The 18,641-nt window shown below is 43.6% G+C and carries 20 protein-coding genes and 6 tRNA genes; 11 read left to right on the top strand and 15 right to left on the bottom strand.

Annotated features, from left to right (window positions below):
* Positions 1-19 precede the first annotated feature (19 nt).
* A complete protein-coding gene (locus EIZ58_RS08610; RefSeq protein ID WP_134700190.1) occupies positions 20-1,651 on the top strand; it encodes a thiamine pyrophosphate-binding protein in 1,632 nt (543 codons plus the stop codon).
* Positions 1,652-1,806: 155 nt separating this feature from the next.
* On the opposite strand, the gene EIZ58_RS08605 is transcribed toward EIZ58_RS08610, so the two are convergent.
* Entirely contained in the window at positions 1,807-2,307 is a 501-nt protein-coding gene (locus tag EIZ58_RS08605; protein WP_134700189.1) for a hypothetical protein, read from the bottom strand.
* Between the two features lie 140 nt (positions 2,308-2,447).
* Here EIZ58_RS08605 and EIZ58_RS08600 point away from each other — a divergent pair, with 140 nt between their 5' ends.
* On the top strand, positions 2,448-3,704 hold the full coding sequence (locus tag EIZ58_RS08600) for an MFS transporter (RefSeq protein WP_134700188.1): 1,257 nt from the start codon (positions 2,448-2,450) through the stop codon (positions 3,702-3,704).
* A 59-nt stretch (positions 3,705-3,763) separates the two neighbouring features.
* Here the strand turns inward: EIZ58_RS08600 and EIZ58_RS08595 are convergent, their stop codons facing one another.
* The 6 genes from EIZ58_RS08595 to EIZ58_RS08565 form a co-directional block, all read right to left on the bottom strand.
* Positions 3,764-5,401 carry a hypothetical protein gene (locus tag EIZ58_RS08595; RefSeq protein WP_134700187.1) on the bottom strand — a complete coding sequence of 546 codons (1,638 nt, stop codon included), beginning with the start codon at positions 5,399-5,401 and terminating at the stop codon, positions 3,764-3,766.
* A gap of 90 nt (positions 5,402-5,491) precedes the next feature.
* Positions 5,492-5,935: a CBS domain-containing protein gene (locus EIZ58_RS08590; RefSeq protein WP_134700186.1), complete on the bottom strand. Its 444-nt coding sequence runs from the start codon at positions 5,933-5,935 to the stop codon at positions 5,492-5,494.
* Between the two features lie 166 nt (positions 5,936-6,101).
* On the bottom strand, positions 6,102-6,341 hold the full coding sequence (locus EIZ58_RS08585; protein ID WP_134700185.1) for a hypothetical protein: 240 nt from the start codon (positions 6,339-6,341) through the stop codon (positions 6,102-6,104).
* Positions 6,342-6,368: 27 nt separating this feature from the next.
* On the bottom strand, positions 6,369-6,803 hold the full coding sequence (locus EIZ58_RS08580; RefSeq protein WP_134700184.1) for a glycine/sarcosine/betaine reductase selenoprotein B family protein: 435 nt from the start codon (positions 6,801-6,803) through the stop codon (positions 6,369-6,371).
* A 25-nt stretch (positions 6,804-6,828) separates the two neighbouring features.
* On the bottom strand, positions 6,829-7,329 hold the full coding sequence (locus tag EIZ58_RS08575) for a peroxiredoxin (protein WP_240688991.1): 501 nt from the start codon (positions 7,327-7,329) through the stop codon (positions 6,829-6,831).
* 150 nt (positions 7,330-7,479) lie between these two features.
* Positions 7,480-7,737 (bottom strand): hypothetical protein, encoded by a 258-nt coding sequence (locus tag EIZ58_RS08565; RefSeq protein WP_134700181.1) that lies wholly within the window; start codon positions 7,735-7,737, stop codon positions 7,480-7,482.
* Between the two features lie 157 nt (positions 7,738-7,894).
* On the opposite strand from EIZ58_RS08565, the gene EIZ58_RS08560 reads away from it, so the two are divergent.
* From EIZ58_RS08560 to EIZ58_RS08530, 7 genes are all read left to right on the top strand, one after another.
* The gene (locus EIZ58_RS08560) at positions 7,895-8,629 is read left to right on the top strand and encodes a glycerophosphodiester phosphodiesterase (RefSeq protein WP_134700180.1); all 735 of its coding nucleotides are present in this window, start codon (positions 7,895-7,897) and stop codon (positions 8,627-8,629) included.
* A gap of 169 nt (positions 8,630-8,798) precedes the next feature.
* Positions 8,799-9,515, top strand: coding sequence for a cytochrome c biogenesis CcdA family protein (locus tag EIZ58_RS08555; RefSeq protein ID WP_134700179.1), 717 nt, complete (start codon positions 8,799-8,801; stop codon positions 9,513-9,515).
* A gap of 15 nt (positions 9,516-9,530) precedes the next feature.
* Entirely contained in the window at positions 9,531-10,064 is a 534-nt protein-coding gene (locus EIZ58_RS08550; protein ID WP_134700178.1) for a TlpA family protein disulfide reductase, read from the top strand.
* Positions 10,065-10,151: 87 nt separating this feature from the next.
* The gene (locus EIZ58_RS08545; RefSeq protein WP_134700177.1) at positions 10,152-10,277 is read left to right on the top strand and encodes a YqzM family protein; all 126 of its coding nucleotides are present in this window, start codon (positions 10,152-10,154) and stop codon (positions 10,275-10,277) included.
* Between the two features lie 229 nt (positions 10,278-10,506).
* Positions 10,507-12,402 (top strand): PrkA family serine protein kinase, encoded by a 1,896-nt coding sequence (locus EIZ58_RS08540; protein ID WP_134700176.1) that lies wholly within the window; start codon positions 10,507-10,509, stop codon positions 12,400-12,402.
* A gap of 74 nt (positions 12,403-12,476) precedes the next feature.
* Positions 12,477-13,640, top strand: a complete 1,164-nt coding sequence (yhbH, locus tag EIZ58_RS08535) for a sporulation protein YhbH (RefSeq protein ID WP_134700175.1) — start codon at positions 12,477-12,479, stop codon at positions 13,638-13,640.
* Positions 13,640-15,040 carry a SpoVR family protein gene (locus tag EIZ58_RS08530; RefSeq protein WP_134700174.1) on the top strand — a complete coding sequence of 467 codons (1,401 nt, stop codon included), beginning with the start codon at positions 13,640-13,642 and terminating at the stop codon, positions 15,038-15,040. Before yhbH ends, EIZ58_RS08530 begins: the two co-directional genes overlap by 1 nt.
* A gap of 37 nt (positions 15,041-15,077) precedes the next feature.
* On the opposite strand, the gene EIZ58_RS08525 is transcribed toward EIZ58_RS08530, so the two are convergent.
* The 5 genes from EIZ58_RS08525 to EIZ58_RS33205 all read right to left on the bottom strand — a co-directional run bounded on the left by EIZ58_RS08525 (position 15,078) and on the right by EIZ58_RS33205 (position 16,577).
* Positions 15,078-15,578, bottom strand: a complete 501-nt coding sequence (locus EIZ58_RS08525; RefSeq protein WP_134700173.1) for a DUF421 domain-containing protein — start codon at positions 15,576-15,578, stop codon at positions 15,078-15,080.
* 510 nt (positions 15,579-16,088) lie between these two features.
* Positions 16,089-16,174 (bottom strand) — tRNA-Leu (locus EIZ58_RS08520).
* A gap of 12 nt (positions 16,175-16,186) precedes the next feature.
* Positions 16,187-16,261 (bottom strand) — tRNA-Cys (locus tag EIZ58_RS08515).
* A gap of 9 nt (positions 16,262-16,270) precedes the next feature.
* Positions 16,271-16,346 (bottom strand) — tRNA-His (locus tag EIZ58_RS08510).
* A gap of 57 nt (positions 16,347-16,403) precedes the next feature.
* Positions 16,404-16,577 (bottom strand): hypothetical protein, encoded by a 174-nt coding sequence (locus EIZ58_RS33205; protein ID WP_167577573.1) that lies wholly within the window; start codon positions 16,575-16,577, stop codon positions 16,404-16,406.
* A gap of 120 nt (positions 16,578-16,697) precedes the next feature.
* Here EIZ58_RS33205 and EIZ58_RS08505 point away from each other — a divergent pair, with 120 nt between their 5' ends.
* Positions 16,698-17,018: a DUF3889 domain-containing protein gene (locus EIZ58_RS08505; RefSeq protein ID WP_134700172.1), complete on the top strand. Its 321-nt coding sequence runs from the start codon at positions 16,698-16,700 to the stop codon at positions 17,016-17,018.
* Between the two features lie 185 nt (positions 17,019-17,203).
* Here the strand turns inward: EIZ58_RS08505 and EIZ58_RS08500 are convergent.
* From EIZ58_RS08500 to EIZ58_RS08490, 3 genes are all read right to left on the bottom strand, one after another.
* Positions 17,204-17,280 (bottom strand) — tRNA-Pro (locus EIZ58_RS08500).
* Positions 17,281-17,297: 17 nt separating this feature from the next.
* Positions 17,298-17,374: transfer RNA gene (locus EIZ58_RS08495), tRNA-Met, on the bottom strand.
* An 8-nt stretch (positions 17,375-17,382) separates the two neighbouring features.
* Positions 17,383-17,457 (bottom strand) — tRNA-Asn (locus EIZ58_RS08490).
* Positions 17,458-17,550: 93 nt separating this feature from the next.
* On the opposite strand from EIZ58_RS08490, the gene EIZ58_RS08485 reads away from it, so the two are divergent.
* The gene (locus EIZ58_RS08485; RefSeq protein ID WP_134700171.1) at positions 17,551-18,393 is read left to right on the top strand and encodes an alpha/beta hydrolase family protein; all 843 of its coding nucleotides are present in this window, start codon (positions 17,551-17,553) and stop codon (positions 18,391-18,393) included.
* The last annotated feature ends 248 nt before the right edge of the window (positions 18,394-18,641 follow it).

The raw sequence follows: 18,641 nt of genomic DNA, 5'->3' as shown, positions 1-18,641 counted from the left end.
TTGAAAAGGGGGGGTTCCATTGCAAACTACGAGGTCAGTTGCACAGACGATTATAGACCAATTGCATAATTATGGAGTAGAATACATTTTCGGCGTTTCAGGTGATGCCATCCTTGATTTACTCAGCGAGTTATCAAAGCAAAGCCAACTCAAGTTTATTTCAACACGCCATGAGTCAGCCGCTGGATTTATGGCCTCAAGTTATGCCAAGATGACCGGTAAACTAGGCGTATGTATTTCCACTAGCGGTCCTGGAATGGCAAATCTGTTAAATGGATTAGGAGATGCCTATAGTGACCATACCCCAGTCCTGGCTATTACCGGTCAAGTGCCGACAAATAAGATTGGGACCCATTCTAAGCAATATGTCGATCAACAAAGGTTTATAGAACCCTTAGCTGTTTATTCCAGTTTAGTTGCTGACCAAGAGGCGATTGTTCCTCTCTTAAACCGTGCGGTCACTACGGCAATAAAACAAAAGGGAGTCGCTCATTTATCCATTCCGAAAGACCTTTTTGCTAAGACTCAATCCCAAGATCTTGTTCCAGGAAATCCATTTATCTATCGCCAACCTCTTACCGATCTAAACAATATCACTAAATCTGCCCAATTCTTAAGTCAATGCAAGAAACCCATGATCTATGCAGGAAAAGGAGCCTATGGCTGTCGTGAAGAAATCCGCCAACTAGCAGAAAAGCTTGGTGCTGGAGTAGTCTGCAGCTTAGGAGCGAAAGGGATTATCCCTGAGAAATTTGAATGGATGGTGGGAGGAATAGGAGAAGGCGGCAGTATGCAAGCTTCCCGTCTGTTGAATGATTGTGACGGTTTACTTATTATTGGTGCCATGTGGTATCCGAAAACGTTTATGTCTACTGATATCCCTTTCGTGCAGATTGAATTAGAGCCTGACCACATCCATGTAGACAAAAATCTTTATTCTGCTCTGCTTGGAGATGCTCAAGAAATCCTTGGACCTTTGACGGATTCGATTCAAAAGGATGCGAATTCAGCTTGGGTTCAAAAAATCCAAGAAGCTCGAAACGAGTGGCTCAAAGAACTGGCATTGGAAAAAGAAGATCATTCCGTTCCTATATCGCCTGCCAGAGTAATGGCAGTCTTAGAGCAAGCGGCAGATCCTCACGCCATTATTACTTTAGATACGGGTGATCATACCGTTTGGTTTAACCGCGCGTTTGCAACAGACCGTCAGGATATTCTATTTTCCGGTACCTGGCGCACGCTAGGATTCGGAGTTCCCGCAGCAAACGCAGCCCAGCTCTTGTTTCCAGATCGGCAAGTCATTGCTATTGTAGGGGACGGTGGATTTGCGATGAACTTATCAGAACTATCTACCACCGTAATGAATCAGCTTCCGGTAAAAATTATTGTCCTTAATAATAGTTCCTATGCCATGGAAAAAAATAAGATGGCTCTCACGGGTTTAAATCCTTTTGGAGATAAGCTTTATAATCCTCAATTCTCAAAAATTGCTGAAGCTTTCGGAATCCAAGGGATTCGCATAGAACAGCCTGATCAGCTTCAAGCAGCTATTCACACCATGCTGAACACACCGGGTCCGGTATTACTCGAAGTGATTAGTTCCACTCAGCCGTCCCCTCTTTCCAAAATAAAAGCTATGGCATCGGTCTAATTGACGTAAAAAAAGCGCCCACAATCGTGGGCGCCAAAACTCTCACCTAACAAAACCTTGTTAGTATATATATAACATAACATATGTTTATGAATTAGGAAAGAAATTTGGAATAATATGTCGAGAAAATTATTGGTAACACGCTTCGTTTTGATCTATTCAAACGACCGCAACACTTCCTCGGCTCCGTTTACATCAATATGGTATTCGTAAAACGTTCCTTTCTCTTGCTCGTTATATAGATATAAGGCGGCTGTTTCAACAACCCCTTGATCAGTCCAATCTATAAACAGTTGCGCTTCTACACTTCTTATTTTTATTCCTTCAAGATCCACGCGATCTATTCCCTGGTCATCAAACTGGTAGCCGCTAGACCTCCCTATATCATACCGCCACGTTTCATTTCCAGCCATGGCATTCTCCACCAAAGCAAAATCTCCACCGAATAGGCCTCTAATTTCTTCCTCGGTCATTCCTGGCTGCAGCTTGTCCAAGACAAGGAGCCTCGTTTCTTCGCCTTTCGACAACACCTTAGCTTCTTCTTGTACAATCTTCTCTTGTAATTGAACAGCGGGCGTAGGCTGCGATTGACAAGCGGAAGTCAATACACTTAAGGCAGTTAGGGTCCCTATCCAATAAACCATGCTTTTTCTCATCTAATCCCCTCCACAACATGTTTTACGCATAGAAAGAAAAAAGGTTTCTGTTTCCAATCTAACCATTGTTTCACTGAAGAAAACAGGACCAAACACGGCACACTATGATAGTGAAATAATAATTTCAAGGAGCTGAACGTATGCCAAAATCAGGATCTGCTTTAGAACTGACTACACTGGCTGCCATTCCTTTAGTCATGGTTCTGGGAAACTCTATGATTGTACCTGTTTTACCGACCATGCAAAAAGAATTAAACCTTACACAGTTTCAAGTAAGTTTAATTATAACAGCCTTTTCATTTGCAGCAGGTCTTATCATACCCTTCGTGGGATACCTTTCTGATCGCTTCGGAAGAAAGGTGATTATTGTTCCAGCTCTGATCCTGTACGGATTAGGCGGTATAGTGGCGGGCTTAGCTGCATGGTTAATGGACAATGCTTATACCGTGATTCTCCTTGCCAGGATAGCACAAGGGATAGGAGCCGCAGGAACAGCCCCTATAGCTATGGCTTTAATTGGTGACCTCTATTCAGGTGCCAAAGAATCCAAAGCATTGGGGCTGATTGAAGCCACGAATGGTTTAGGTAAAGTCTTATCTCCTGTTTTAGGGTCTTTACTCGCTCTCCTTATTTGGTACGCTGTCTTTTTTGCTTTTCCGGCTCTTTGTTTTTTAACGGCATTAGCCGTTTGGTTTCTGATTAAAGAAAAAAAGCCGGGCAAACCCAAACCATTGAATAAGTACTTAGCTAGTCTAAAGCAAGTATTCAAGGAGCAAGGTGGATGGCTCGTTACAGCGTTCTTCGTGGGATCCATTGGATTATTTATCTTGTTTGGCGTGTTGTTCTATCTGTCAGACATGTTGGAAACACAATACAAGGTTGACGGAGTTATAAAGGGACTTATCTTAGCTATCCCCCTTATGGGGATGGTTACAACGGCTTACATAACAGGCGGACGAATCAAACAGAACAAGCCATTAATGCGAAAAATCATGCTCACTGGTTTGCTCATTCTAACCACCAGTCTCGTAGCCGTCGCATTCTTCAAGCAACTCTATGTCATGATTGGATTGCTAACCCTTGGAAGCATAGGTACCGGTCTTCTATTGCCTTGCCTAAATACACTGATTACAGGTTCAGTAGCTAAAACTGAAAGAGGTATGATTACTTCCCTTTACAACAGTCTAAGATTTCTAGGCGTTGCGGTAGGTCCACCTGTCTTCAGCTGGTTGATGAGTATCTCCCATGAAACCTTGTTTTTCTCCGTAGCAGGACTAGCCTTCTTTACCCTAATCCTTACTTTCTTCTTCATCAAGCCCGGTGGGAAAGGAAAAACGGATTCAGGAAAAAAAGAGGAACGTCCAAGTACTTTATTCCAGAAGGTACCTGCTAAATAAAGCAAGGTGCTAAAGGAAAAAAGCTATCTTACGAAAAACTTCGTAAGATAGCTTTTTTGTTACACTAAGTACTGACCATACCCACTCTCGCGAGCGATATCTTGTCTTACTTGCTGTGGATTCGTATTGCTGAATCCTGGCTGGAACATCGCTTGCGCTCCTCCGCCTACAAATTGACCCTGATTGCTAAAAGATTGGCTGGTTGCCCCTGCAAAGCCACTTTCACGAGCAATGTCTTGACGTACTTGTTGTGGGTTGGTATTGCTAAACCCGGGCTGGAGCATCGCTTGCGCTCCTCCGCCAATGAATTGGCTGTATTGGCCTTGAGTGCCCGAAGCCTGACCTCCTAAGTAGCCACCCTCAGAAGCAATATCCTGTCTCACTTGCTGTGGATTCGTATTGCTGAATCCGGGCTGGAACATCGCTTGCGCACCACCGCCTACAAATTGACCTTGATTGCTGAAGGATTGGCTGCCTGCTCCTACAAAACCACTCTCACGAGCGATGTCTTGACGTACTTGCTGTGGGTTCGTATTGCTAAAGCCGGGCTGGAACATCGCTTGCGCGCCGCCGCCTACAAATTGGCTTTGGACACCAAGGCCTGCTGCTCCAAATCCACTTTCACGAGCAATATCTTGTCTTACTTGCTGTGGGTTCGTATTGCTAAAGCCGGGCTGGAACATCGCTTGCGCGCCGCCGCCTACAAATTGGTTTTGGACACCAAGGCCCGCTGCTCCAAATCCACTTTCACGAGCAATATCTTGTCTTACTTGCTGTGGATTCGTGTTGCTAAACCCGGGCTGGAACATCGCCTGTGCTCCACCGCCTACAAATTGGCCTTGATTGCCAAGCGCCGCTGCTCCAAATCCACTTTCACGAGCAATATCTTGTCTTACTTGCTGTGGATTCGTGTTGCTAAACCCGGGCTGGAACATCGCCTGTGCTCCACCGCCTACAAATTGGCCTTGATTGCCAAGCGCCGCTGCTCCAAATCCACTTTCACGAGCAATATCTTGTCTTACTTGCTGTGGATTCGTGTTGCTAAACCCGGGCTGGAACATCGCCTGTGCTCCACCGCCTACAAATTGGCCTTGATTGCCAAGCGCCGCTGCTCCAAATCCACTTTCACGAGCAATATCTTGTCTTACTTGCTGTGGGTTCGTGTTGCTAAACCCGGGCTGGAACATCGCCTGTGCTCCACCGCCTACAAATTGACCTTGATTGCCAAGCGCCGCACCTCCGAATCCACTTTCACGAGCAATATCTTGTCTTACTTGCTGCGGATTCGTGTTGCTAAAGCCGGGCTGGAACATCGCTTGTGCTCCGCCACCTACAAATTGACCCTGGTAGCCAAGACCCGCTCCTCCAAATCCACTTTCACGAGCAATATCTTGTCTTACTTGCTGTGCATTCGTATTGCTAAAGCCGGGCTGGAACATCGCTTGTGCGCCACCGCCAACTCCAAACTGACTGTTTTGGAATCCAAAACCAGATTCTTGAGCAATGTCTTGTCTTACTTGTTGCGGATTCGTATTGGAGAATCCCGGCTGGAACATGGCTTGTGCGCCTTGAGATCCCATAGACATCATGCCTCCAAAACCTCCCTCGCGAGCAATATCCTGTCTTACCTGTTGAGGGTTCGTATTGCTGAACCCGGGCTGGAACATGTTAGTGCTTTGGCTAAAGTTATTAAACATATGTAATTACACCTCCTAGAGTTATAATCTGCAGTTTCAGGAAAAATATGCGTGATGAGGAAAAAAAAAGATACCAATTTGGTATCTTTTTTATCCTTCACTTAAATAAGTTAAAATCTTTTGTAATACCGCCTGACGAGTCAGTATCCCAATAAACGTATTAGTCTTATCGATGATGGGTACGTAAGACCGATCAATCATAAGCTCAAGAGCAAAAGACAGCGGAGTATTTTCCCAAATTCCCATATAGTTACGATTCATTGCTTGATGAACAAAGTAATTAGGCAGGTCATTATAATTAATGTTTTGATTTTCAGTCATGAAATCTAAAATTAACGTTTTGCTTATAAGCCCCTCTACTTGGTTTTGAGAATTGATAACAGGGACTGATGTATACCCTGACCGAATGAGTTTAATTAATGCTCTCTCTAAGGTCCAATCGGGGTGCATGGTAATAATCTTATCCTTTTGCAAGACGAGATGACGAATATCTTGAGACATGAATTGCTTTTTGTCCATCCCTAAGCTGCTCAAGTCTAAACCTCCTTAGCCTTTAACCGAGTGTTCTCACTTTCATCCACACACTAGTTACTGTATCTCTTAAGGCAAACTCTGTCAACTTTCCTTAGATGAATTGTGAGTCAAAAAAAAGATGACCAAAAAAGCTTACGCTTTCTTAGTCATTCTTTTTCTTGACTTATTAATATCCTGGAAAATCCAACTGATGGATTTGTCCCGGCTCTTGTTTGGTAACTAATTGCTCCAGTGCAGCAAGGATCACTTGAGTTTGAGTTTCCTTATCGTGCGGTTTCCCTAACGAATGGCCAAACTCGAATCCCTTAGGATGGATCGCCCTCGGCGGCCTCATCAGCCCGGATTGTTCAACATCTAGCGTAACCAATACTGTCGGAATACCTTGTGCCTCAATGCCACGTTGCACTGTAACTACAGTGCGATGACAAAGCGGTCAGCCAGCTGTAAGGAGGACCGCATCGGCCTTCGACCTTACAACTTCCTTCACGATAGCAGGTATAGTGACTTCATTAATCTGCTTGAGCTTCATCGCATAACCCATCATGGTAATATGCTTCTCTGCAAGTCCCTGGATCGATCCTTGTTCAGCCAATTCTCTTAGTCTGTCAATAGGAAAGACACAGTTAATATCTTCTTTTGGAGCATCTGTATTGTAGTGCTCCTTAGGAGCTGCATGAGTAACCGTGAGTTCAGCAGCTTGTACATCACCAGGAATTACACGATATGTAACATCCCCTTGAGCCGTATCCGTACTAAAAGGATCCTGATCCACCTTGTGCACGCCGGAGGTGGAAACAATCATCAGGGTCATTTCACTTAAGCTTTTTTGATTCGGTGTATATGGAATGGCTTTTCTTGACATTTCCATAAGCTTCAGCTCCTGACCTCTATGATTATAGCTTTCTTAGTATTTCAAACAACTCTTCGTTATCTGGCTGTTCACCAATAGGGTGAACGTCGATGAAACGAACGATTCCTTCTTTATCAATAATGAAAAGAGCGCGCTCAGAAGCTCCGTATGCTGGTTCTCCAGCAGTCGTGCGCAGAACGCCAAACTTCTCAGAAATCTCTCCATGTGGGTAGAAATCAGACACTAGTGGATAAGCAATTCCACCAATAGACTTTTGCCATGCTTCATGACTAGGAATAGAATCAACACTAATACCCAGAACCTGGGTATCTAGCTCTTCAAATCTGGACAGGTCGTCCTCGTAAGAAGGCATTTGCGCGCCTCAGACAGGGGTCCAATCTAGAGGATAGAACGCGATAAATACGTTTTTCTTGCCTAGGTAATCGCTTAGAGAAACAGTGCGGTTACCGTGAGCTTTTGCCGTAAAATCAGGGGCCTTGTCGCCGACCTTCAAGGTCTTGGTTTCAGTTGCACCTTTTGGCATGGTAATCCCTCCTTTGAGAATTAAGATCAACACTAGTATACCAACTTGTCCAAGAAATACAAAGAGTTTTACTGTAAAAATTTTACTTATATTGTTTATAAGATCTTCTTATATATAATTCTTACATATTAATAGGTGTTATTTTCAGCCTTATTGTTGGCCTTCTTCAGGGAAACAATCGATGAATCGATCCCGAATATCATCAATCTCGTGCACAGCATTATCCAGCATCATCTGCACCATATCATTGTCTTCCGTCTTATCTAGAAACACAACCGTGTCAACATCAAGTTCAACACCTAGCTGATATTCGTTTCCTTCTCTTACTACCATTGCTCCTACATCGCTCTGGGCGACAATTCCTTTGCTGCCGATAAAGTCAGATTTTCTCATTAGATGCGGTTTCATATAGTCCTCCTTACGGTTACTTTTCCAGATCTAACTTTAGAATGGCGATTAAGGTAAGGAAATATGCTTCCTAAAGACAAAGTGCCCTGACAAAAGAGGATGTCATCCAGCATATGATGTAGAGGAAAATACAGAAACTCCGATAGGTGGGAAACCCATGAACACAAGCTTCTGCATATTTGCTCATAGAGGAGCATCCCATATCTATCCAGAAAATACGCTTTCTTCTTTTAGAGAAGCTATAAGGCGCGGTGCTACAGGTATTGAATTGGATGTACAGCTATCCAAAGATGGGCATCCTGTAGTCATACATGATGAGAGCTTAAATCGCACAACCAACGGCTCTGGCCTTGTAAAGCACCACACCCTAAAGCAACTTAAGGCCTTAAGTGCGGGTTCATGGTTTCATCCCCGTTATGAGCGCATGAAAATTCCTACACTAGAGGAAGTATTTCAAAGAATTCAACGATCCAGGGTTCTTCTTAATATTGAAATGAAAAATCTGCTGATTCGTTCACAAAACCTAGAAGAGCAGATCATTCACCTCATTACAAAATACAACCTTAAAGAACAAGTCATCTTATCTTCCTTTAGCCCGCAAAGTATTGAAGTAGTCAAAAAACTCAATCCGCATATTACGACAGGTTTGCTTTATTTCGGAAAGCTCGATGAGCCCTGGAAGCTCGCTTCTGAACTAAACGCACAATATCTCCAGCCGCCCATTGAGGTTTTAACTCCTGAATTAGTTCAGCAAAGTCGGCTACATCAGCTTCAGATTTGCCCATATGGGGTAAATGAGCCAAAAGACTATGTTCTCGCTGTACGCTGTAATGTTGATGGTGTGATTACCATGTACCCTGAAAAAGCCCGAAAATTTTGTAGAATCAAGTAGAATAATATTGCTACTCGTGAAACATTCAGCAACACTTTGTAAACATGCTATGTAAAAATCATAGCATGTTATTTTGTCCACAAAGTTGTACGTTCCCTCCCTTTCCCACTAGTGCTATTCATGATAGAATTTATTCGTATTGGGATTTTACGCATAAGGGAGTGATCACTTGACTACTGCAGCTGATCCTACGCTATGGCTGGCCCTTGGAGCAGGGTTTTTATCTTTTATTTCACCATGTTGTCTGCCTTTGTATCCTTCCTACTTGTCTTATATAACAGGTATTTCTGTCTCTGAGCTTAAGGAAGATCGTTCACTGGTCATGAGAAAAGCGGTCACCCATACTCTTTTCTTTGTTTTAGGCTTCTCCATCATCTTTGTATCACTAGGACTAACCGCTACTCTGCTGGGCTCCATTTTCAGAGAATATCAGGAATTAATTCGTCAACTTGGAGGAATTCTAATTTTTGTCATGGGGCTTTTTATGCTTGGATGGTTCAAGCCTACCTTGTTTATGAAAGAAAAACGTCTGGAGTTCGCCAGCAAGCCTGCGGGCTATTTAGGTTCGACGCTTGTCGGCATTTCTTTTGCTGCGGGCTGGACCCCCTGTGTTGGACCTATCCTGACTGCAGTTTTAGCGGTGAGCGCAAGCAATCCTTCCCAGGGAGTGCCGCTTATCTTAGCTTACACAGTAGGCTTTGCTCTTCCCTTTATCCTCATGTCTTTCTTCATCGGGCGTACCAAATGGATCTTGCGTCATTCGGCCAAGATGATGAAGGTTGGGGGAGCCATCATGGTTTTACTAGGTATTCTATTGTATACTGATAAGATGACCGACATCACCATTTGGCTGATCTCGATATATGGAGGATTTACAGGATTTTAGGCTGGAGGGATTCAATTGAAACGCAACCTTCTCATTATTGCTGGGATTATACTCTTAGCGGGCTTAACCCTATATGGAAATCAAAGTGAAACAGGGAAGCACGAGGAGCCCGTAGATCGTAAGCCCCAAGCAGGCTTTGCCGCTCCTCTGTTTACATTGGAAGGCATGGATGGGAAAACTTATGCACTTGCTGATCAAACTAAACCGGTCGTCATTAATTTCTGGGCTTCCTGGTGCGGTCCTTGTCGACTCGAAGCTCCTATTTTAACTGAGCTGCATGAAAAATACGGAAATGAAATTGAAATATGGGGCATTAATTTAACCGTGAATGACCAGTTCGAAAAAGCACAAGCCTTTGCAGAGCATTATGGATTTCAGTTTCCTGTCCCATTAGACAAAGAAGGCTCTGTTGCCAACCAATACCAAGTGATGGCTATACCCAGCACATTTTTCCTAGACCGCCACCAAAATGTGGTAAAAGTTGCAACAGGTCTTCATTCAAAGGAAGAAATTCAAGAGACGATTGAACAGCTGATTGCCATTCCTTAATGGGAGTCACAGGCATGTCACAAATTCATTTACCACATACTAAGGGTAATGTGATAAGATGAAGGATGAAGATGGAGGTGAAGAGCCATGGAACATAAAAGAGATTTAAAGCAAGACGATATCGTAGATAATGCTATTGGATTCGGCGTATCGTTTGGATTCTTCATGCTTATAGCTGTTATCTTTACGGTTGCAAGTTTATTTCAACACTAATGATTACATACAAAGAACCGGAAACGTTATCGTTCCGGTTTTTTGTTTTTCCCCCATTTTTTTTATTTCCTCTCCCCGTCGCTCCAGACTTAAAGCATGCTTATGTGTAAAAGTTGAGAAAATTCACGATTATAACTTCTCTTTTTGGTCAAGAATGATAATAAATTTCTAATACTTCTTAGTCCTACAGGAGAAACACTATTTTTCATAAGGAAGGAAGGAGCTTTACATGGGGATCTTAAACTTGCTGAACGACTTTCATAATGAGGAGAATGGCTTGCAATGGAGGGGAACGTTTGAACAGTACTTGGATATGATCAAACAAAACCCCTCCATCGCTCAAACTGCCCACGCTCGTATCTATAATATGATTATGAGCAGTGGTGTTGAAGAAGTAAACGGCTCGAAAAAGTATAAATTTTTTAGTGACACGATGTTCGGATTAGATGATGCCATTGAGAGATTGGTAGAGGATTATTTTCATTCGTCTGCTCGCCGCCTCGATGTAAGAAAAAGAGTATTGTTGCTGATGGGACCTGTAAGTGGCGGTAAATCTACCATTGTACATCTATTAAAGCGTGGAATGGAGCAATACACTCGTACCGACGATGGAGCTGTCTATGCGATTGAAGGATGCCCAATGCATGAAGATCCCTTACACCTTATCCCAGACCGACTTAGACCTCATTTTGAAGAGGAGTACGGAATTAAGATTGAAGGTAACCTCTGCCCTATGTGCCGTTTCCGACTTCGGGAAGAATGGCGCGGCGAAATTCGAAATGTGCCTGTCAAGCGTGTCCTCTTCTCCGAAGATGATCGCGTAGGAATTGGTACCTTTAGTCCATCTGACCCTAAATCACAAGATATTTCAGAGCTAACGGGCAGCATTGACTTCTCTACTATCGCCGAATATGGATCCGAATCTGATCCTCGCGCCTATCGCTTTGATGGAGAATTAAATAAAGCGAACCGTGGTCTTATGGAGTTTCAGGAGATGTTGAAATGTGATGAGAAGTTTCTATGGAATCTCTTATCCTTAACGCAAGAAGGAAACTTTAAGGCCGGTCGCTTTGCTCTAATCTCTGCCGATGAATTAGTTGTCGCTCATACGAACGAAACAGAGTATAAATCCTTTATCAACAACAAGAAAAATGAAGCTCTTCATTCTCGCATTATTGTGATGCCTATTCCTTATAACCTTAAGGTGTCCGAAGAAGTTCGAATCTATGAGAAACTTGTAGCACAAAGTGATTTAAAAAGTGTTCATATTGCTCCGCATGCCCTTAGAGCCGCTGCTATGTTCAGTGTCCTAACCAGATTGAAGGAATCTAAAAATCAAGGATTAGATCTCGTCACCAAAATGCGCTTGTACGACGGCGAAGAGATGGAGAATTTCGGTGCTTCCGATCTGCGTGAACTGAAAAATGAATTTGCTGAGGAAGGGATGTCTGGAATTGATCCTCGCTATGTCATCAACCGGATTTCCAGTGCTCTTATTAAAAATGAAATGACATGCATCAACCCATTGAACGTGCTTCGCGCCCTAAAAGATGGATTAGATACCCATCCAAGCATCACCCTTGATGAAAAAGAGCACTTTATGAACCTGATTGGCATTGCACGCAGGGAGTATGATGAAATCGCCAAAAAAGAAGTGCAAAAAGCTTTTGTCTATTCCTTCGAGGAATCTGCAAAAACCCTATTAAATAATTATTTGGATAACGTCGAAGCTTTCTGCCACGGTAAAAGATTAACGGATCCTATCACCGACGAGGAAGTAGATCCGGATGAAATGCTCATGCGATCCATTGAAGAGCAAATCGGCATCTCAGAAAATGCCAAAAAAGCATTCCGCGAAGAAATTCTTATTCGACTATCCAGCTACGCAAGAAAAGGCAGGCGCTTCGAATATGATTCCCATGACCGCCTAAGGGAAGCCATTGAGAAAAAGCTATTTGCTGATTTGAAGGATGTCGTTAAGATCACGACTTCAACGAAAACACCAGATGAGCAGCAGTTAAAGAAAGTCAATGAAGTAACAGCGCGTCTGATGGATGAGCATAGCTATTGTCCGCACTGCTCTAATGAATTACTAAAGTATACAGGCAGTTTACTGAATCGTTAATGTAAAGGAAAAATCGTGTTCCAGCCCCCCTGCTGGAACACGGCTATTTAGTCGGGAAAGTGTGGTGACCCTTGATGGAAGAGTCTTTATTTATTGTTTCAAAAGAAGATTGGTCCCTTCATCGTAAGGGATATGAAGACCAGACCCGTCACCGGGAAAAGGTTAAAGAAGCGTTGAAAAACAATCTAGCTGACTTGGTAGCGGAAGAAGGCATCCTCAGTTCCAACGGCAAGAATATCGTAAAGATCCCTATTCGTTCTCTCGATGAATTCCGTTTTCGTTACAACTATCGAAGACAAAATCACGTAGGTAGCGGGGACGGCAAGATGAAAAAAGGCGATGTTGTGGCCAAGGATGGCGACGCGAAGCAGCAGGCTCAAGGACAAGGTGGCGGCGCAGGCGATCAGCCTGGCGTAGACTATTTTGAGACAGAGGTAAGCCTAGAAGAAGTCGAAAACCACTTGTTCTCTCAGCTTAAGCTTCCCCACCTAGATAAGAAGGAACATGCTGAGATTGAGGTTGATAGTGTGGTGTTCAATGATATCCGCAAAAAAGGGATCATGGGGAACCTTGACAAAAAAAGGACCGTTCTCCAGGCCATTAAGCGGAACATTCAAGATGGCGGCCAAGGGCTAGGAAAAATACTCGAAGAAGATCTTCGCTTTAAAACGTGGAGTGAAGTGAAAATCCCCCACTCGCAAGCGGTTGTTCTCTGTATGATGGATACAAGCGGAAGTATGGGCAGGTTTGAAAAAGATATCGCAAGGACTACTTTTTTCTGGATTTCTCGTTTTCTTCGCCAAAATTATAAAAACGTAGAAATCGTATTTATTGCCCATCACACCCACGCAAAGGTCGTATCGGAAGAGCACTTCTTTACCAAAGGAGAGATGGGTGGAACGGTTTGCTCTTCTGCTTACAAACTGGCTATGGAACTGATTCGGACCAAGTACTCTCCTAGTCGTTATAACATATATCCGATTCACTTTTCCGATGGAGACAATTTGCCGTCCGATAATGAAGAATGTACAAAAATCATCAAAAGCATGATGGATGTAACCAATTTTTTCGCCTACGGTGAGATCAATCAGCACCACCGCATGTCCACCCTCGGAGACGTGTTTAAAAGCATCAATCACCCTAAGCTTCGGACATCGGTTATCTACGAGAGGAAGGATATTTTAGAAGCCCTAAAAACCTTCTTCACTGAAACAACGGAACAGGAGATGATCGGCTAGTGGAAAAACTATCGCGAGCCATCGAGGAAATCACAGACATAGCTAAAGGGTTCGGACTCGACTTTTATCCAATGCGCTATGAAATTTGCCCTCCGGAAATCATTTACACCTTTGGCGCCTATGGAATGCCTACTCGCTATAATCATTGGAGCTTTGGGAAGTCATTCCACAAAATGAAACTGCAATATGACCTAGGAATGAGTAAAATTTATGAGCTGGTCATTAATTCAAACCCTTGCTATGCCTTTTTGCTAGATTCGAATACGCTTATTCAAAACAAGCTTATTGTTGCTCATGTTCTTGCTCATTGCGACTTTTTTAAGAATAATGCCCACTTTTCACATACCAACCGGAACATGGTCGATAGCATGGCTGCGAGTGCGGACCGCATTCGCCAATATGAAAAAAAATATGGTCGCGTAAAGGTAGAAGCCTTTCTCGATGCAGCGATGGCCATCTCTGAACATATCGATCCTTATGCGGATCGGATCAAGAAAGCTGCAACGAAAGAAAAAGCTTTGAAGCCAAGAACCTTGCTTCCCTACGAGGATCTTTGGGACTTAGAACCTGCAGTTGGCGATACGCTTCCTGCAGTAGCTCCAGCCTCCCCCGGCACAGGCTTTCGTTCTATCAAGGATATCTTAAAGGAGCATCGGTCCCAAAAAGTGGACAACCCTCCAGAAAAGCAGATGGAACCAGAAAAAGATCTCTTGCTTTTCATCATGGAAAACAGTCAGCAGCTTGAAGATTGGCAACGCGACATCCTGACAATCGTTCGTGACGAAATGTCCTACTTCTGGCCCCAAATTGAGACCAAGATTATGAACGAGGGTTGGGCTTCCTACTGGCATACGAGAATTTTAAGAGAGATGGACTTAACGGGAGAAGAAACGGTGGAATTCGCCAAATTAAACGCTTCCGTCATCCAGCCTTCTACTACGCAGATTAATCCTTACTACCTTGGATTGAAGATGTTTGAGGACATTGAAAAAAGATTCGGACGAGAGCATATGTTTGAAGTACGAGAAGTAGAATCCGATGTAAGTTTCATCCGTAACTATCTTACCCAAGAGTTAGTCAAAGAAATGAATATGTATACCTTTGGCAAAATGGGAAATGATTACGTGATTAACCACACGGAGTGGGAAAAGGTCAGGGATACCCTAGTAGAAAGCCGTGTTAACGGCGGCTTCCCTTACATTACGGTTGTCCATGCCGACCGCGAATTATTCCTTCAGCATCATTATGAAGGCGTTGAGCTCGACATCAAGTATCTAGAAAAAACGATTCCCTTTGTGTATCAATTGTGGGGGCGCAATGTCCATCTAGAAACGAAGCTCGAGGAGCGGAATGTTCTTTTTTCCTATGACGGAGAAAAGGTGCATCGAAAGTTCATATAACAGCTAAAGGTTAGCCTGAGGAAGGTTGTCTCCTCAGCTAACCTTTTTTCTTTTCTTCCATAAAATCTCCTTTGGTAACCGGCTTTTCTTTTTCCAGAGGAATTACACTCACCTGACCCTCGGGTTCAAGATAAGCCATTTCAACATCGGCAATTCTGGTAACTCCCTTTAACCTTAGCTCTTCCATTAGATTGTTGTAAGTTAGCCTTGACTCTCTAAGCCCTTTTTCATCAATTTTTCCTTGCTCAATCAGCTTAATGGGCTCACCGATAGCCATTTTGGAGAACCATTTGCTCTTGAGTGTAAGAAATGCCGTAAATCGCTGTAAAAATACAAGGGTTATAATCGCTGTAGCTGCCATGAAAATATTTAGCGATTCATCTGCTAAGGGGGCGCCAATCAAAGCACCGAGCGCAATGACGACCACGAGGTCAAACGCGGCCAGCCTCCCCACCGCTTGATTTCCCATCACATGAAACCCTATCAACACAACAACAAACAGCCCCGCGGCCTTTATGGCAACAGTAAGATATTCCATGTTTCAATTCACCTCAACCATATCATGTTCCCTCCCAAGTAATTTATGCGGACCTCTGATGGAACCATAATCCGCTCTGGTGAGCACCTAGGCAACGGTGTCTTCTAAGAGAGTAAAGAAAACTTGGCTGGCGCCAAGCCTTAAGGCGCAGGCGGCAGCCTTAGTTGCACTTATGCAGATAAGGAATTCTAAATAAATTATAAATTCTTATCTGCCAAGCAAGGCCACAGGCCCTCGAAAGGCCTCGCAGCCCTCTGTTGAGTCCGGCAAACTCAGGCCTGTCCGGGGAACTACTCATTTAACTTCCCTCTTCTCGCTCCCGAGCTAGAATGGAGCATCATAGAACACGATAAGCACCTTGAACAAAAGAAACAAGGTACTACTATGGGATTAATTAACTTGATTCCGTGGAATGAGGGCTCAGGCCGAACCAGGCCATGACTGGAGGTGAATACATAAAAAAGGCTTGCCTCTATACCTAAGAGACAAGCCTCAAATCTACTATGTAATTGGTGCGGTCGGCGAGACTCGAACTCGCACGATCTGGGATCACTACCCCCTCAAGATAGCGTGTCTGCCAATTCCACCACGACCGCACAATGGACCTATGGAGGGAGTACCCGGATTTGAACCGGGGAATAAAGGTTTTGCAGACCTGTGCCTTACCACTTGGCTATACTCCCAAATATAAATGGGGCGATCGATGGGAATCGAACCCACGAGTGTCGGAGCCACAATCCGATGCGTTAACCACTTCGCCACGACCGCCATTTCTTTAAGATAAGGAATATTATATATAATTTTATAAAGCAAGTCAAGTTGATCTTAGTCTATTCCTTTCACTTCCTTAGTCGTGCGAAACAGTTTTTTGCATGTAAGACAAAGAAAATCCCATATTTCAATAGTCCCTTTTTGTTCCGTCCAATCGTAGCGTGGACCATCCGCATCAAAGCTCTGCATTTGCTGGCAGCTGTAGCAATACATTTCCTTACAAGCCACAAAGCCTCCCCCCTTTAAAAGGGTTTATTTTGATATATACGAATGATCCTGTAAAATATTCTCACAATTTTTTAATGCAATAACTTAAATGAGGCAGAATAAACCTGAGGTGACTGTTTTATGGACAGAAAAAAAACTATACTCTTAATCACTCTGTTTTTCCTGCTGACATCGACGGTTGTTCATGCCCAACAACAATCCATTGCCTACGCAAAATGGGGAAGATTAGCTATGCAAGAGACCCAAAAAAAGTACCCTCAAGCTGAGATCATCGACTATCTTTATGTAGGTCTTAAAACATTAACCCCAACCACAGGACAACAGACTTTTAAACTTTGGTTAAGACAAGGAAATAAGGAATTCGGAGTTTATGTCAGAATAAAATTCGATCTAAGAAGCGAAGAGGTTCACTCCATCTCTTTTGAAGAAACAACGAGTTAACAAAGAGATCGCCCTGACGGGCGACCTTTTGGGTAAACAAGAGGATGAGACCGGCTTTCAGACTCCCTTGAGCTTTCCTCGCCCTCTCCTGTCCGAATCAGGCGCGGTTCCTTGACTAATCCACTTTCCTCTATAATGAAAAACACTCCTTCATTAGATGAAGGAGTGTTTGTATGTACTGTAAATGGTCGGAACGACAGGATTTGAACCTGCGACCTCACCCACCCCAAGGGTGCGCGCTACCAGTCTGCGCCACGTCCCGATTAGGTTGCAAAAATTTGGTTGCGGGGACAGGATTTGAACCTGCGACCTTCGGGTTATGAGCCCGACGAGCTACCGTGCTGCTCCACCCCGCGTTCACTAGTGGCTCCTCAGGACGGACTCGAACCGCCAGCCTACCGGTTAACAGCCGGTTGCTCCACCATTGAGCTACTGAGGATCAAAATGTAGTAATAGTATAACATGGGATTTTTTCAAAATCAAGTTTCACCTCTACATGTTATAATATTAGAAAAACAAGGAGGAGATAAACATGACGGAACAAGTACAGACTTCCGATTTCAAATTTTCTCTTGGCGATGACCTTTGGCTGCGCGGCAATGTTCATACTTTGGTTAATCAGCAAAATAAACCAACTCTTGTCCTATGCCATGGGTTCAAAGGTTTTAAGGACTGGGGATTCTTTCCATACATTGCTGATCGATTAGCCCAACAAGGATACTACGTAGTGCGTTTCAACTTTTCTTGCAACGGTGTAGGCCAAACGGACTTTGATGAACTGGAGAAATTTGCAGTAAATACATACTCTAGGGAACAAGCAGATCTGTTGGCATTAATGAATCATATCAAGAATAAGGATCTCCCCTTTGCGCAGGAAAGCCATTCGAAACAGATTGCTTTACTAGGCCATAGTCGCGGAGGAGGAAACAGCCTTATCTTCGCAGCGGATCAGCCTGAAATATCTTGCGTAGTCACTTGGAATGGAATTGCTAACGTCGATTTATTTGATGATCAGCTTAAGAAAGAGATCCACGAGAAAGGTGTGGGATACATAGCTAACGCCCGTACTAAGCAAGACATGCCTATTCGTTCCATTGTTCTGGACGATATGGCTCTTCATCAGCAACGATTTAATATTACGGATCGTATACGATCCTACCCGAACCCGATACTGGTAATCCAAGGAGACAAGGATGTCCCTCGTCTGGTCGATGGAGCGCAAAAACTGAATACCGCAGCTCCTCACTCACAGCTTGTCATTATTGAGGGCGGGAACCACACCTTTGGTGCGGTACACCCGTTTCAGGGTACGACATCTTTTCTTGAAGAAGCTCTTTCGGTAACAATCAACTTCCTTGAACAAAACTTAACCTAAGAAATAAAAGAGACTCCTGATTCGACACAGGAGTCTCTTTTGCTGAGTTTCTCTTATTCAACTTCGAATTCCAGATCACCTAAGATATCGTCAGAGTAGGTCACCGATATTTTATCCTGACATTCCCAACAATCGCTTCTGTTTCTCTCCATAAGAGATAACTCAGCACCACAAAACACACAACAATCAGGCATTATCAATGACCTCCTTGTTTATTAGAATGATGATCCTACACTATAGCATATTCA

This window comes from Ammoniphilus sp. YIM 78166 (assembly GCF_004522215.1).
Taxonomy (GTDB): Bacteria; Bacillota; Bacilli; order Aneurinibacillales; family RAOX-1; genus YIM-78166.
The sequence above is the reverse complement of the archived record's forward strand: the minus strand, read 5'-3'. Positions and strand labels throughout refer to the sequence as shown.